We start from the raw sequence: 16236 nt of genomic DNA on the forward strand, positions 1-16236 counted from the left end.
TTTAAATGCTTTTGATATGGAGATCAGATGAGGGATAAAACACTCGTGAGTGGCCACTTTAATACCAACCTAGCTCGGTACTGGTTATGGTCTACCTACGTAACATTCTGCTTCAACGTTATGGCTATTACATTGTTACTATCATGGTTTCCATTAAGAATTTTAGTGACAAAACGTTACATCACAAATATGAGTGCTCAATTAATCGAGCAGAAACGCATTGTGCGTGCAAACTTACTCACTAATTCTGAACATACTGATAGGGCATTTATTCAAGCGCACATGATGCACATCTTTGGCCTAGATAAACTCAGCGTAAACAAACACAATTGAATCCGCTATAAGAGCTCTAATTAACCTAACAGGTGTTATTGATGCAACGGGATTTAGAGCACAAATACGGGTACGAAAATCATTCCTAAATGGGCTAAAAAAACAACATGTCGACCACCCCTAATACGGATGCATTGCTCCTCAACTATCTACAAAAAATGCACACAAGCTTATTATCGATAAAACAGTCATTAACCGTTAAACAATCAAATTAGGTCGTTTTTTTATCATGCTAAATCAAAAAACTGCATTAGCCCTACCGTGGATGTCTCGTGTTAGCACCCTCTTTAAAGCCACAGGACCGGGAATCTTAATGGCCGCTGCCGCGATTGGCGCCTCTCATTTAGTCGCCTCAACCCGAGCGGGAGCCGAGTTTGGTTGGCAGCTTGCGTGGCTGATTTTATTAGTTAATATCGTTAAATATCCTTTCTTCGCCGCAGGCGCTCGCTACACCGCAGCAACGGATGAGAGTTTATTGCACGGCTATCATAAGCAAGGTCGTGGCTATTTAATGCTGTTTACCGGGCTTAACGTTATTGCCGCCATTGCCAGTACGGCGGGGGTATGCATGTTAACCGCGGCCATGTTAACCCAGTTTATTCCGCTATCGATTGATGTATTAGCGCTAATTGTACTGGTCAGCTCATTGGCATTATTAATTTTCGGCCACTACAAACTGCTTGATAAAATGACCAAGATCATCATGTTGGCACTTACTCTAACCACATTAGTCGCCGTAGCATTAGCCTTTAATCGGCATACAGGATTCGGGGCATCAGACGTTGCCGAATCGCCTTGGCAATGGGCTTATGTGGGCTTTTTAGTGGCGATGATGGGCTGGATGCCCGCGCCAATTGAGGTCAGTACTTGGAACTCATTATGGTTAATAGAAAAACGTAAAACCCAAACGGTGACCGCCAAGCAGGCTATTTTTGATTTTAATCTAGGCTATGTCACCACGGCATTACTGGCGATTGTATTTTTAGCGTTAGGCGCATTAGTGATGCACGGCAGCGGTGAACGATTCTCAGATTCTGGAGCCGTATTTGCCTCACAATTGATCACTCTTTACAGCCAAGTGATGGGCAATGAAAGCCGTTATTTGATTGGGATAGTGGCGTTTTTATGTATTTTTAGCACCACAGTGACGGTAATTGATGGTTATAGCCGCACACTCGATATGGGCTGGCGATTGCTGACCAATAAGCCTGCTCAACGCTCGCACCTAACGGCAATGATGCTAGCCATCAGCGCCTTAGGGTTATTACTGATTTTATTTTTTAAAGGGCCATTATTACCTTTATTAGAATTTGTGATGATATTAGCGTTCATGACTACCGTCATTTTTGCCTGGTTAAATTACCGCTTAATGACCAGCAAATCTCTAGATGCTAAACATCGTTATGGCCCGGTAATGGTCGGACTCTCTTGGGTAGGCTTACTGTATTTAACCGGCTTTGCTGGGCTATTTATTTACTGGTATCTAGCTAAATAATCTCACTAAAAGCCTAGAACGCTGCGCTGCTAGTACGCTTCGCGGCTAGAGGCTATAAAATCAACAGCCTAGCAGCGAAGCGATACTAGTAGACCAAAGGTCGCCCTAGCAGCGAAGCGATACTAGCAGACCGAAGGTCGCCCTAGCAGCGAAGCGATACTAGCAGACCGAAGGTCGCACTAGCAGCGAAGCGATACTAGCAGACCGAAGGTCGCCCTAGCAGCGAAGCGATACTAGCAGACCGAAGGTCGCCCTAGCAGCGAAGCGATACTAGCAGACCGAAGGTCGCCCTAGCAGCGAAGCGATACTAGCAGACCGAAGGTCGCCCTAGCAGCGAAGCGATACTAGCAGACCGAAGGTCGCCCTAGCAGCGAAGCGATACTAGCAGACCGAAGGTCGCCCTAGCAGCGAAGCGATACTAGCAGACCGAAGGTCGCCCTAGCAGCGAAGCGATACTAGCAGACCGAAGGTCGCCCTAGCAGCGAAGCGATACTAGCAGACCGAAGGTCGCCCTAGCAGCGAAGCGATACTAGCAGACCGAAGGTCGCCCTAGCAGCGAAGCGATACTAGCAGACCGAAGGTCGCCCTAGCAGCGAAGCGATACTAGCAGACCGAAGGTCGCCCTAGCAGCGAAGCGACACTAGCAGACCGAAGGTCGCCCTAGCAGCGAAGCGATACTAGCAGACCGAAGGTCGCCCTAGCAGCAAAGCGACACTAGCAGGGATAGAAATCGATTGCCGTTCTAGCAGGATTAATCTGACTAATGAATGATTACCCGTTATAATAGCATTTAGTCAATTGACCTAAACCATTAATGCGCCGCCGCGCCAGAGAACCTTATGATTAACAATGATATTCTTCGCCGTATTCGCTTTGTGTTTGATTATTCAAATGCCAAGATGACTAATATTTTCAGTCAAGCCAATGTAGAAATGTCTTCAGAGCAAATTATAGCGCTGTTGAAAAAAGAGGAAGAAGAAGGTTATCAAGCATGTAATGACACATTAATGTGCCAGTTTTTAGACGGTTTGATCATTAATAACCGTGGCTTAAAGCCTGGAACAGAAGTGCCGACACCGTTAAAGCAATTGACTAATAACCTTATGTTCAAAAAATTACGCGTCGCGCTCGAAATGCGTGAAGAAGATATTATTGCCACATTAGCTTTAGCTGATTTTGCGATGACTAAATCTGAGTTAAGCGCGCTGTTCCGTAACCCTAATCATAAAAACTATAAGCCTTGTGGCGACCAAGTATTAAGAAACTTCGTCAAAGGTTTATCGATCAAACACCGCGGTAAGTAATATATAACTTGATATTGATATAATACCGTATTAATGCGTAGCTTAGGCTGCGCATTTTTGTTTCTGGGGTTTACATTAAAACAACACAATAGTGAGCGATGAATAAAAGTACTTAATAAAAATGTGATTTAACTCACTTAACCGACCACAAAAAAGAACAGACGTGATAATCTACAATTACAAAAAAAGCCCTATTCTAATAACGATCTAACACATTAAGGTTTCCCCATGGACGATAACAAACGCCCCCTCTATCTTCCTTTTGCTGGCCCAGCGATCCTTGAATCACCTCTGCTTAATAAAGGCAGTGCATTTAGTGAAGAAGAACGCGTATTTTTCAACCTTGAAGGCCTCATTCCTTGGGTTATTGAAACCATTGATGAACAAGCTTCACGTGCATACGAACAATTTAAAAGCGTCACCAATGATCTTAATAAGCACATCTATCTGCGCAATATTCAAGATACTAACGAAACCTTATTTTACCGTTTAGTGCGTAATCACATCAGCGAAATGATGCCGATTATTTACACCCCTACGGTGGGTTTAGCCTGCGAGCGTTTTTCTAAAAATTATCGTCGTAACCGCGGATTATTCATTTCATATCCAAATAAAGATCGTATTGATGATATTTTGAATAATTCCACCCGTCAGAAAGTCAAAGTCATTGTGGTCACTGACGGAGAACGTATTCTCGGCTTAGGTGACCAAGGCATTGGTGGCATGGGGATCCCGATCGGTAAATTATCGCTATACACTAGCTGTGGTGGGATCAGTCCAGCATACTGTCTTGCGGTGACCTTAGATGTGGGTACCGATAACCCACATTTACTTGAAGACCCTATGTACATGGGCTGGCGTCATCAACGAATTGGCGGCGAAGAATATACTGAATTTGTTGAAGCCTTTATGCAAGCAGTAAGTCGTCGCTGGCCTGATGCATTGATTCAGTTTGAAGATTTTGCGCAAAAAAATGCTATGCCACTACTTGAGCGTTATAAAGATCAATACTGTAGTTTCAACGATGATATTCAAGGCACTGCTGCTGTTACTGTCGGCTCACTACTGGCCGCTTGTAAAGCCGCTAATAGTAAACTTAGCGAACAACGTATTACCTTCTTAGGTGCAGGTAGTGCAGGTTGCGGAATTGCCGAAGCCATTGTGGCCACAATGGTGTCAGAAGGCATTAGTGAACTACAAGCGCGCTCACAAGTATTTATGGTCGATCGTTGGGGCTTGTTACTCGACAACATGCCTAACTTATTACCCTTCCAACAAAAGCTGACCCAACATTGCGCCACGATTGAAGCGTGGGACAACTATAGTGACAATATTTCGTTACTTGATGTGGTTAATAATGCCAAACCGACAGTATTGATTGGGGTCTCTGGCTCACCAGGCCTGTTTACTGAAGAAATCATTCGAGCAATGCACAGCCATTGTAAACGCCCTATTGTATTCCCATTATCGAATCCAACCAGCCGCGTTGAAGCAACACCAAAAGATATTATGCATTGGACATCAGGCCAGGCATTAGTGGCAACAGGCAGCCCATTTGAACCTGTGGTCATTAATGGTGAAACCTTTGAGATAGCACAGTGTAATAACAGCTTTATCTTCCCAGGTATTGGCTTAGGTGTTTTATCTTGTGGTGCAAGACGCGTGTCCGATGAAATGTTAATGGCATCAAGCCGCGCCTTAGCAGAATGTTCGCCATTAGGTAAAAATGGCATAGGTTCGCTGCTGCCACCTCTAGAAGAGATTCAATCTGTCAGTAAGTATATTGCTTTTGCCGTTGCCAAAGCGGCAATTGATCAAGGTTTAGCCTTACCTTGTACCGATGATTTGCTGCAGCAATCAATTGAAGCTAACTTTTGGGAACCTGAATATCGTCGTTACAAACGTACTTCATTCTAAGAACTGTTAAGTTTCATTGGGCACTTTAGTATTGTAAAGCGCTGATCCTTGATAGAAAAATAACTGATTTAAAAGGTTAATCGTCTTTTAAACCATAAAAAATCCCAACCTAAGTTGGGATTTTTTGTCTCTATCATCACGACGAACTTAGGCAGACATCACTTGTCTAAAGCTGTTTAATAATGGACGATCGGTACGCGCTTTTTTAAGCTTACGTAAACACTCTTTCAGTGATTGCTCAGCTAAGCGTCCAAATACACCATCATATTCGTTATTATTCATCTCTTCTTCAGACTCAGCACTATCAGCAATCTCTTGCGCTGCTCGACTTAATTGCATCCATGCATTGGCAATATAAAAACCATGAAATTCGGCTTTAGTCATCAATTTCTGTGCACTTGCTGGCAAGGCATTCCATCCATTGGTAAATGCGTTCGCTTTGTCATCCATTAACTCTTTAAACAAGCCTTCGTAAGCTTCAAGTAAGGTTTCAGGTAACTTGGCCATGGGTAATACTTTATTAGCAACGTTATACGACACTTGCTTAACCACTTGTTGATACTGTTGATCTACTGCTGTCATTGTTTATCTCTCAATTAAAATCGGCCTCTAAAATACCCAAGCCACTTCAAAATGCTCGTTTCAGACTCCCAAAGGGCAAGCCGAGAAACGACATGTTTCTGCGCAATATACAAGCTAAAAGCTACAAGCGAAAAGCCTAGAGCCTAGGACGCTACGGGGCTAGATCCTATATAATCTTGTTAGCAAGCGGTGACGAGCGATATCAATAGATGTCAAGCCAAGAGCCCAAGTACTAGACAACTCTATCCGTGATCGCAGCGTTCGCTTGTTATCGTTTCTGAAGCTTTACTAGCAGCGCAGCGACCCTAACAGGACGCAGCCCACCCTAGAACCTAGTCGCTGTAGGCGCCCTATTCCTAGACCCTTGAAATCTGGTCATTTGGGTATACAACATACGTCGCTGCATATTTAACATCACCTGACGTTGCTAAGCTTCCTTCTGCACCACAAGGTAATAATACTGACAGCATACTTAATACGATAATTTGCGTAATTCTTTGCAGTATTTCTATCTCAGTTTATCCCGAGAGGCGTCTTTATACTCGTGAAGATGACTGAATGCAAATTGGATAATATCGCCAGAGAAAATAGCAGAAAAGAGCATGTTGTCACATTATTGATAAGACAAAAATATCATTTAACCTAACTAAAAGGTTATAATTTCATCACAAGACTTTTCCCGCTGAAGTCTGTACGATTCAAGAACAGAAGCTTCATAATAATAAAATTGAGAAATTGTAGCCTTGTCAGTCTTAAAGTTAACTCACATTATTAGTGTCATTATGCTCGTTTTTATCATTGGATTAACCAGCATCGCTTATGCTAATCCGATAGATAATCCCCGTGCCGATGAAATTTACCAGCTATTTGACAGCGGCGGTTTTATTTCTGATAAAGAAAATCGTAAGTTACTCGACGAATATAAAAGTATACTGTCCACCGACGATATTGTTCGGCAAAAACTCTATATTCGCCTTAATTGCTGGAGTTTACCGACTAACACAACCGAGAAAATAAAAGCGGCAGTTAACTACGCTGATGAATACCTGCAGATATACAGTCAGCCAACCCCATCATTAATCGGCATTGACCTGCAATATTGCAAGGCGTGGTATCTGCACGCACAAGGGAAAAATGACAGCTTATTCGCCGACCTTGACGCGGCCATCACCAGCGCTTATCTACTTGAAGATCCGCGTTTAATTGCCGATGGCCGTAGTATTAGAGGTTCAATTCTGTCCTATTTAGGCAATTTTTCTGCGGCACTTGAGGATCTGATCACTGCGCAAAACTTATATGAGTCGCTTAATTTAACTTATTGGGCCAATGTCAATTTAGGTGACCTAGCAAATAGCTATCGCCGCTTTGGCGATGCTCAAACCGCGTTAAAATATCAAATAAAGCTCGAAAAAAATTACCTACAAAATAAACAACGTTATGAAGCCAATCTAACCAATAACCAAATAGCACTATCATTGGAGAAACTTGAACGTTACGAGGAAGCCATTGCGCGCTACCAAAAAACTCACGATTTTTGGTTAACAGAAAATCACCCGATTGCTGCTGCCGATGCATCTATTAGTATTGCTGGCAATTTCATCAACTTAAATAGACTCAACGAAGCCGATGATATTCTCCAACGGGCTCAAAAGTTGATTACACCAGATAATGATAATAGTTATAGCTACATGAATTTATTTATGGCCGAGGTGCATTACCTGCAAAATGATTACGACCAAGCCATAATCAAGATTAATAACGCTGAAAAGGCATTTAACTTTAGTAATAACATCCGTGGACTCAATCAAGCATTACAACTAAAGAGTAAAATATATCAAGCTTCCCAGCAGTGGCAACAAGCCTATGAGGCGCTGGCGTTATTTGTAGAATCTCATTTATCACTCGATAAACAAGTCTTTTCAGAACGTAATGCAGAGATGCAAGCTCGATTTAATACCAACAAAATTCAAACCGAAAATGAATGGCTTATTCAGCGTGATAAAGATAAAGAAGCGCAATTAAATATTATGCAGCGCAATGAGCAGATGCAGATCGTTATCATCATCTTAGTTGCGATTATTTTATTGATTGTGTCAATCTTCGCCTACAAGCAAGTGATAAGGAAACAACTCTTTAGACGCCTAGCACTAACCGATGAGCTCACCAAACTCGCCAATAGACGTGACACATATGCTCAAGGTAATCACTTCTTATCATCATCAAAACAATCGGGAAGACCTTTTTCGATTATTTCTTTTGATGCAGACCATTTTAAAACAGTGAATGACAAATTCGGCCATAACATGGGCGATAAAGTACTGGTAAAACTGGCGTCAATTAGCGCAAGCATGATGCGAGAAACCGATATTGTAGGTCGTGTTGGCGGTGAAGAATTTTTAATTTTATTGCCTAATATTGATAAAGCTAAAGCCATTGAAATTGCCAATCGCCTAGTGCTCACCATCGAAAAATATGATTGGTCTCAAATATCAGCCGGACTGCATCAAACCGTCAGTGCCGGTGTGGCTAGCTATAGTAACGAGGAAGACTTGTCACCCTTGTTACTCAAAGCCGACAAAGCGCTCTATTGTGCCAAAGCTGCTGGGCGAAATTGTGTTAAAGCAGCATAAACGAGTATAATTTTACCGTGTTTACTTAATAATAGTGTTTATGACTGCAACCAACCCAGCTTTAGTGCCAGATATTGGCTCTGCTAGCCACTCAATCAATGAGCCAACACCCGAGCCATGTCCGTTGACAGCGGCCCAGCTTGATGTGCTCAATCGCCAAATAAAGCTATGGGGTAAAGAGCTTGGCTTTGCCCATATTGGCGTCGCAGATATTGACTTAAGCCAACATGAGACAATATTACAAGATTGGTTAGACAAGGGTTATCACGGTGATATGGCTTATATGGCCGCGCACGGAATGATGCGCGCGCGACCCGCTGAACTGCATCCCGGAACCATTAGAGTGATTTGTGCTCGGATGGACTATCTTCCCCCTGATGCGGGTTTTGCCAGTAATTTAACCGACCCCAATCTGGGCTATATTTCTCGCTACGCCGGTGGGCGTGACTATCATAAATTAATCCGTCAACGGCTTAAAAAACTCGGTGATAAAATTAACCAGTATTGCCAACAACTCGACTTTGGCGCGACTGATTTTAGACCCGTTGTCGATTCAGCGCCTATTTTAGAGCGTCCATTAGCCGACAAAGCGGGGCTAGGCTGGACAGGAAAACACTCGTTACTGTTACATCCTGATGCGGGAAGCTGGTTTTTCCTTGGCGAGTTATTAATTAACTTACCGTTACCATTAGACATACCAATCGAAGAAGGCTGCAATACTTGTGTCGCCTGCATAAAGTCATGCCCGACCGATGCCATTGTAGCGCCCTATGTTGTCGATGCTAAGCGGTGTATCTCTTATTTAACGATTGAATTAAAAGGCGCTATCCCAGAAGAGTTTCGCCCACTAATGGGCAATCGTATTTATGGCTGTGATGACTGTCAGCTAGTGTGCCCAGTCAATGCTAAAGCACCACTGACCCAAGAGACAGATTTCCACACTCGCAGCGCCCTTATTCAACCTGATTTACTGACCTTATTTGCTTGGTCTGAAACTTATTTTCTCAGCCAAACAGAAGGCAGTGCGCTGCGCCGAATGGGCCATAAACGTTGGTTACGTAATATCGCGATTGCATTAGGTAACGCCCCTGCTAATCCAGCTATTATTACTGCATTAGAGCAACGTAAACACAGTGAAGAAGTGGATGATATGGTACTTGAACATATTGAATGGGCATTAGGACAACAAATACAAAAAGCGCCACAATCGGCGCTTTCACGTAAAACTCAACGAGTGATCAGATCAATACAAAAGGGTTTACCCAGAGACGCATAAACTAAAAAGCCCCTAAGCATTAGAGTCTAAGGTAAAACCCACTTTAACGGTTACTTGCCAATGAGCAATTAAGCCTTCTTCTAAGTGGCCACGGGTTTCGATAACTTGAAACCAGCGCAAATGTAGTAAACTTTTATTGGCTTCTGCAATCGCATTTTTGACCGCCTCATCTGAACTGATTGGTGATGACCCGACCAGTTCAATCACTTTATAAGTGTGGCTCATGATAACTCCTATTGTCAGCTGAACATCCTTACTTTTATTGTAGTCAATAATGGCCCAACTCACACATTATCGATGAAGGACCAATGAAACCACCGTTACTACACTCAGCGGTCAACAACTGAGCACTGCAACGAAGTCTGCATTAAACCGCTCAGACGACTTCAGTAAAGCGACTATTAATCAGATGGATATCTATCAGGCTTATATCATGCCAATTAAGATAAACGCCTAAGCACTTTAGCCGCTGCAATCATATTCCGCAGCGCTGGCTCAACCTCATCCCAGGTACGGGTTTTTAAACCACAATCAGGATTAACCCATAACTGTTTCACCGGCACCTTTTGCGACGCTTTAGTCATTAAGTCGACCATTTCATCAACGGTTGGAATATTCGGCGAATGAATGTCATACACACCGGGACCAATTTCATTAGGATAATGAAAATCTTCAAAGGCACTCAGTAGCTCCATACGCGAACGTGACGTCTCAATGGTGATGACATCTGCATCCATCGCCGCTATGGCATTAATGGTGTCATTAAACTCGCTGTAACACATGTGTGTATGGATTTGAGTTGCATCTTCAACACCTGCAGCCGATAACTTAAACGCATCCACCGCCCAGGTTAAATAATCTGCCCATTGGCTTTGTTTAATCGGTAAACCTTCACGAAATGCTGGCTCATCAATTTGAATAATGCCAATACCTGCGCTTTCTAAATCGACCACTTCGTCACGTACTGCTAATGCAAGTTGGTTGGCAATATCTTTACGAGGAATATCTTCACGAGCGAACGACCAATGTAAAATGGTCACCGGACCCGTTAGCATGCCTTTAACGGGCTTGTCGGTTAAGCTTTGCGCATAGGTAGCCCAGTCGACCGTCATTGGTTTTGGACGAGACACATCGCCATAAATTAACGGTGGCTTAACGCAACGAGAACCATAACTTTGCACCCAACCAAATTGAGTAAACCCAACACCGTCTAATTGTTCACCAAAATACTCCACCATGTCATTACGCTCAGCTTCGCCGTGGACTAGCACGTCGAGACCCAATTTAAGTTGACGAGAAATGGTGTCTTGAGTAACTTGCTCAAGCTGTGATCGGTAATCATTGTCATTGATTTCGCCTTTACGCCAGCGACTGCGTAACCCCCGAATGGCTGGCGTTTGCGGAAATGAACCTATGGTGGTTGTGGGTAATAATGGCAGCGCTAACTTTTGTTGTTGGGCAATGATACGGCGGGCAAATGGACTGTCACGTTCAAAATCATCAGCGGTTAACTGCGACACACGTTCAACAACCTGTTGATTAGCTGCTGCAGCTTTTGCCAAGCGGCGTTGCTGGCAACGATCAATAATCGCTTGGCTAGTTGCTGAACCTTGCCCAACGATTAATTGATAAATTTCGTTAAGTTCAAATAATTTTTGTTTCGCAAAAGCTAATTGGCCAAGTAATGGCGTAATTAATTGGCTTTCAACCTCGACATCCACAGGACAATGCAACAATGAACATGAAGGTGTAATCCACAAACGATCGCCTAACCTGGTCGCTAATTCGGTCACTTTATCAGCAATCAAATCAACATCAGCAGCCCACACATTGCGACCATTAACCACCCCAATAGAAAGTACCTGTTGACTAGAAAGCGCATTAACAAACACATCAAGCTGTTCTGGCGCGCTGACTAAATCAAGATGTAGCCCCTCAACCGGTAATGCACTCACCAATGCTTGATGATGGGCAATAGAACCGTAATAACTGGCGAGTAAAATATTTAAAGATGCTGGCTTTTGTTGCGCTAACGTTTGATAACTTTGACGAATAGCTTGCTGCCACTCATCGGTTAAGTCTGCCGCTAATACCGGTTCATCAAATTGCACCCAACTCACACCTTGGGCTGCAAAACGAGACAAAATTTGCTGATAAGCAACCAGTAACGGCGGTAATAACACCAACTTATTAAACTCAGTGAGGCTTTTAGATAAGTATAAATACGTCACTGGACCGAGCAGCACAGGTTTTGCTTGATGACCTAATTGCTGCGCTTCTGTAACATCATCAAACAGTTGGTCGTAGGCTATTTCGAACGCTTGATCAGCGCTCAATTCTGGCACTTGATAATGGTAGTTAGTATTAAAAAACTTGGTCATTTCTGCCGCACACGCATGTTGGCCGGTTTGCGAACGGCCACGAGCCACGCGAAATAAGGTGTCAATATCGACAGGGGCTTGGCTGCCATCAGCTTGAGTGACCCGATGACGAGCGGGGATCACATTTAAGGTCGCACTCAGGGTTAACACTTGGTCATAATAAGCAAAATCCCCTACAGGCAGTAATTCAACACCTGCATCTGCTTGCCACTGCCAATGGGTGCGTTTTAATTCACAGGCAACGTTTTTCAACTCCGTTAATGTGGCTTCACTGCGCCAATAGCGCTCTAAAGCAAACTTCAATTCACGCTGACGTCCTATGCGAGGAAATCCTAAACTTGAAATTTTCATACTGCTTGCCTTTTCGTTAAGCAAAAATTTATACCATTTATGCAGAAAACCTGCATAGGCGTCTGGACGTCTAGAAGTTTATTGTGTTATTCTGTTGTCAAGCAATCGAATTGATTTCATCAAATAGTTGAGCAAGATTCATGTGGAGAGAAAATGATAGAGCTTAGACACCTTCGTACCCTGATGGCGTTAAAAGAAAGTGGCAGTTTAGCGGGTGCGGCTAAAAAACGGTTTGTCACCCAGTCGGCGCTTTCTCATCAAATAAAAGAGTTAGAGACACGGATTAACTCAAGTATTTTTGTTCGTAAGAGTAAGCCGTTAACCTTTACTCATGAAGGCTCACGTCTGCTAAATTTAGCGGAAGAAATCTTACCGAAAGTGATTGCAACCGAGTCGGATCTTAAACGCGGTTTAGAGGGTGAAAGCCAACAGCTTAAGCTCGGCATTGAATGCCATAGTTGTTTTCGTTGGTTAATGCCTGTTATTGAGCAATTTAAACAACATGCGCCAGCGGCTCAAATTGATATTTCAAGTCGGCATTTATTTGATTCACTCAATGCATTGCAGACGGGGAGTTTAGACATAGTGCTAACCTCAGATCCAGTGCCGGGACACAGTGTCGCTTACCAGCATCTATTTGATTTTGAAGTTAAATTAATTGTAGCCAGTGATAACACCTTAGCGGCACAAGCGTTTGTAACGCCAGCCCAATTGGCAAAGCAAACCTTAATTAGTTACCCCGTGCCGTTAGCGCGCTTAGATATATACAAACACTTTTTAGAGCCCGCGGGTATTGAACCTGGCGAGCAAAAGCAATGTGATTTAACCTCAATGCTATTGCAGCGTGTTGCCTGTAATGACGGCATAGCAACCCTGCCAACTTGGTCTATCAGAGAAAGTCAGGGGCTGAATCTTACTGCGGTTAAATTAGGGGCAGAAGGACTAAAGCGTCCATTGTTTGGTGCTTATCGCCGCGATGCCACTAATGCAAATTTAATCCAAAAGTGGCTCGAACTTGTAGCAAATGAAGGCATAATACTACAGCGGGTTGATCAGTAATTGTCGTTTAGATAACACGCGTCGAAGCACAAGTCCTGGAGAATCAGGGTTTTGTGTTTGGCGTAAGTTATGGGCAATTAAAAATTCATCGCGTAAATCATCATCCAAACCTAATGACTCAAATGCATCAAGTGATAACTGTTGTTGTTGCTTATCAATCAGTGATTTTATTACTGTCAATGATACGGGCCGAGATAACTCAGCATTTAAATAAGCAAAAGCCGTTAGCGCAATCACCTGACCAAACACACTAAATAGTGCTAATGTTTGCATTTCATCCGCATCAATTTTAGTTCCAACACCGATTTTATTATCTTCACGTAACTGTACTATACAATCCATCGCGATCATTTCATTTAAGGCCCAATAGCCTTGGACTAATTTTTTGTACGGTTCTAAAAGCTCATCAAGCCGTTCTTTAAGATAAAACGAAAACGCATAACGATAGATGTTCACTTGGCCTAAACGGATTAAGGCATCCTTGACACTTCGGCTTTTGCTCGATATCACCCCTGCTGTTTGTGCGGTATTACTGCGCAACAACAAATGGGCTGCCAACGCAGGGTCGGCAGACACTGTGTCGATAACAACTCTAATATCAGCTTCGTTAATCAGGGCTTTTTTTAATGGAAGTAATATGCCACGACGACCAATGACCTGTTCTTCATTGCCAATAATAGCTTGAACTTGAGTAAAAACTTGTTGCTCAAGATTAGTCATATCTATCGATTACCTTTTTTAGAATAAACACGCTATAAATTAATTTAACGATATATTAAAACGAAAGCCAGTAATAGTTTACTGGCTTTTATGGGTAACTATTTATTAAGCCAAATTATCTAGAAACGATAACCCGCAGTCAGTCTAATTGAGCGACCCGTACCAGAATAATAACCACTGCCAAACGCAGAGTAATAACCGGTACCAACATAGTCTTCATCAAGTAAGTTATCAACACGTAAACTGCCATTCCAACCAGCATGAGCATAGTTTAATGCAAGGTTGGTTAGCACGTAGTGGTCTAACTTATCACCGATATTACTGTTATCGCCTTCCATGTAGCGCTCACCCGTATAAACACCTTCAACAAATGCTTGCCAATGATCGGCAAAGTCATAGCTCATGTAAGCCTTACCCGAATGCTCAGCCACCCAAGATAACGCTTTGCCGTCGTTTTCACCTTGAGTGAACTCTGCATCAATATAGTCGTACGAAGCACCTAGCAGCCAGTCATTTGATAACTGCACATCATAAGCAGTGCTCACCCCAAAACGACGAGATTGATCCGCATTAACGTTCGCGCCACCACCATAAGGGCCGTCAGTTCTTCCGCCTTCATAAACAATCTCATCTTCTAACTCAAGTTGATAAGCATTGATTTTTAACGTTTGAGTGGCGGTAGTATAGTCCCAACCCGCTTCGTAAGAGCGGCCAGTTTGTGGATCTAAACCTTGTACCGTCAGCGGCGTAAAGGCTTGTTCATCTACTTTTGCAAAGCGGAAGTTATCATTGGCACGGACATAAAAACGATTTTCACTGCTTGGGCGATAGTTAAATCCTAACTCAAATGCATGCGCGTCGTTATCGATTTCAATACGGTTAGGATAAAGTAATTGGTCGTATAAATCGTCTGTTACTTCTGAATAACGCCCCCCGACGACATAGGATAATGTCGGCGAAATAGGTACCGATGCTTGCACATAGGCGCTGCTTTGTTGTTGTTCATTATTACGTTGAATATAAAGCGTATCAAAATCGGCTTCACCTTTGCTGACATCAATACCTGCAACAAAATTTAAATCACCGCGATCTAAATGATAATTGGCGCTAGCTTTAGGTGAAAAACTCAATAATTCACGTTCAATTCGCCCTGCACCGCCGAACAACACGCTGGTCGTTAACGAGTCTGAATAGGTTAAATCCGCGCCTAAGGCCCAAATATTATTTAACTGATATTGATAACCACTTCGCAGTGCGGTGCTCATTTCATGAGAGTATTCGCCCTCAGAAAAAGCCGCGGCTTGGCGTGGATCGGCCTCATATTGTGCTAACGTGAGTGCACCCGGCGTTTTACGATCGTTATCAAAATAATTAACTTCAACATAAAAATCTTCGTTAGCGGTTTGATACTGTACCCGACCTAAAATAGATCCGGTTTCATTATCATTATTGTCGCGGTAATTGTCGCTTTCTTTATAGCTTGCCGCTAAAAAATAACGCCATGCGTCGTTAATGGAACCTGAAATATCGCCTTTAGCTTCATAGGTATCAAAACTGCCGCCACTGACTTGTAAGCCACCACTAGTTTCTGTTGGTGCCTTAGTAATGATGTTAATAACGCCGCCAACCGCTTGGTCACCATACAACACCCCTGCACTACCGGTTAAAATCTCAACCCGCTCAACTAAGTTAAGCGGAATGGATTCAATACTCGGCGCAGCAATATCAATATTATTCAATCTGCGTCCATCAACTAAAATCAGCGTGTTGTTGGCCGCTTGTGATGCAGAAAATCCGCGCATAGAAAATACGCTACCCGAATTATTATCCGACACCTGAATGCCAGACTGTCCACGTAATAAATCGGTTAAATTGGTGACTCCGCTCATTTGAATATCGGCGGCATCAATAACATTGACGTTGGCCGCAATGTTTAGTGGATTGGCAAGATTACGCCCAATGACCACAATGGTTTCATCCATGCTGATAGCTGAAGACCCGGGGGATGTATCGGTTGACTCTGCCGCAATAGCATTAACCGTTGCCACACTGAAGACAGCACTTAATAGCAGTGCAATTTTTGTTGGTTTAGTACCCATTTACCTTTAACTCCTGAAAGGAAAAATGGGGCAATAGCGCCGTAATATAGATAACCACTGTCGCCCTAATCTCCTGAAAAAAATCGTCA

The 16236-nt window shown here is 43.1% G+C and carries 12 protein-coding genes; 7 read left to right on the forward strand and 5 right to left on the reverse strand.

What is annotated here, in order from left to right; translation table 11 throughout:
• The first annotated feature begins 165 nt into the window (after nt 1-165).
• From EGC80_RS22285 to EGC80_RS00015, 4 genes are all read left to right on the forward strand, one after another.
• A complete protein-coding gene (locus EGC80_RS22285; protein WP_164839396.1) occupies nt 166-333 on the forward strand; it encodes a hypothetical protein in 168 nt (55 codons plus the stop codon).
• A 229-nt stretch (nt 334-562) separates the two neighbouring features.
• Complete coding sequence (locus EGC80_RS00005; protein WP_124013657.1) at nt 563-1828, forward strand: NRAMP family divalent metal transporter; 1266 nt, start codon at nt 563-565, stop codon at nt 1826-1828.
• Nucleotides 1829-2667: 839 nt separating this feature from the next.
• Nucleotides 2668-3132: a YehS family protein gene (locus EGC80_RS00010; protein ID WP_101032653.1), complete on the forward strand. Its 465-nt coding sequence runs from the start codon at nt 2668-2670 to the stop codon at nt 3130-3132.
• A gap of 228 nt (nt 3133-3360) precedes the next feature.
• Nucleotides 3361-5049 carry an NAD-dependent malic enzyme gene (locus EGC80_RS00015; RefSeq protein ID WP_124013599.1) on the forward strand — a complete coding sequence of 563 codons (1689 nt, stop codon included), beginning with the start codon at nt 3361-3363 and terminating at the stop codon, nt 5047-5049.
• Between the two features lie 147 nt (nt 5050-5196).
• On the opposite strand, the gene EGC80_RS00020 is transcribed toward EGC80_RS00015, so the two are convergent.
• A complete protein-coding gene (locus EGC80_RS00020) occupies nt 5197-5631 on the reverse strand; it encodes a DUF3069 domain-containing protein (protein WP_124013598.1) in 435 nt (144 codons plus the stop codon).
• Nucleotides 5632-6413: 782 nt separating this feature from the next.
• On the opposite strand from EGC80_RS00020, the gene EGC80_RS00025 reads away from it, so the two are divergent.
• Both EGC80_RS00025 and queG read left to right on the forward strand, forming a co-directional pair.
• Complete coding sequence (locus tag EGC80_RS00025; RefSeq protein ID WP_124013597.1) at nt 6414-8261, forward strand: tetratricopeptide repeat-containing diguanylate cyclase; 1848 nt, start codon at nt 6414-6416, stop codon at nt 8259-8261.
• A gap of 34 nt (nt 8262-8295) precedes the next feature.
• Nucleotides 8296-9537: a tRNA epoxyqueuosine(34) reductase QueG gene (gene queG, locus EGC80_RS00030; protein ID WP_372491465.1), complete on the forward strand. Its 1242-nt coding sequence runs from the start codon at nt 8296-8298 to the stop codon at nt 9535-9537.
• A 12-nt stretch (nt 9538-9549) separates the two neighbouring features.
• On the opposite strand, the gene EGC80_RS00035 is transcribed toward queG, so the two are convergent.
• Both EGC80_RS00035 and metE read right to left on the reverse strand, forming a co-directional pair.
• Nucleotides 9550-9762, reverse strand: a complete 213-nt coding sequence (locus tag EGC80_RS00035) for a dodecin (protein WP_101032658.1) — start codon at nt 9760-9762, stop codon at nt 9550-9552.
• 215 nt (nt 9763-9977) lie between these two features.
• Complete coding sequence (gene metE / locus EGC80_RS00040; protein ID WP_124013595.1) at nt 9978-12269, reverse strand: 5-methyltetrahydropteroyltriglutamate--homocysteine S-methyltransferase; 2292 nt, start codon at nt 12267-12269, stop codon at nt 9978-9980.
• A gap of 153 nt (nt 12270-12422) precedes the next feature.
• On the opposite strand from metE, the gene EGC80_RS00045 reads away from it, so the two are divergent.
• Nucleotides 12423-13328, forward strand: coding sequence for a LysR family transcriptional regulator (locus EGC80_RS00045; RefSeq protein ID WP_124013594.1), 906 nt, complete (start codon nt 12423-12425; stop codon nt 13326-13328).
• Here the strand turns inward: EGC80_RS00045 and EGC80_RS00050 are convergent.
• Both EGC80_RS00050 and EGC80_RS00055 read right to left on the reverse strand, forming a co-directional pair.
• A complete protein-coding gene (locus tag EGC80_RS00050) occupies nt 13308-14048 on the reverse strand; it encodes an HDOD domain-containing protein (protein ID WP_124013593.1) in 741 nt (246 codons plus the stop codon). The genes EGC80_RS00045 and EGC80_RS00050 overlap by 21 nt on opposite strands.
• Nucleotides 14049-14167: 119 nt before the next feature.
• A complete protein-coding gene (locus EGC80_RS00055) occupies nt 14168-16147 on the reverse strand; it encodes a TonB-dependent receptor (RefSeq protein ID WP_124013592.1) in 1980 nt (659 codons plus the stop codon).
• Nucleotides 16148-16236 lie beyond the last annotated feature (89 nt).

Source organism: Shewanella psychromarinicola, assembly GCF_003855155.1.
GTDB lineage: Bacteria > Pseudomonadota > Gammaproteobacteria > Enterobacterales > Shewanellaceae > Shewanella > Shewanella psychromarinicola.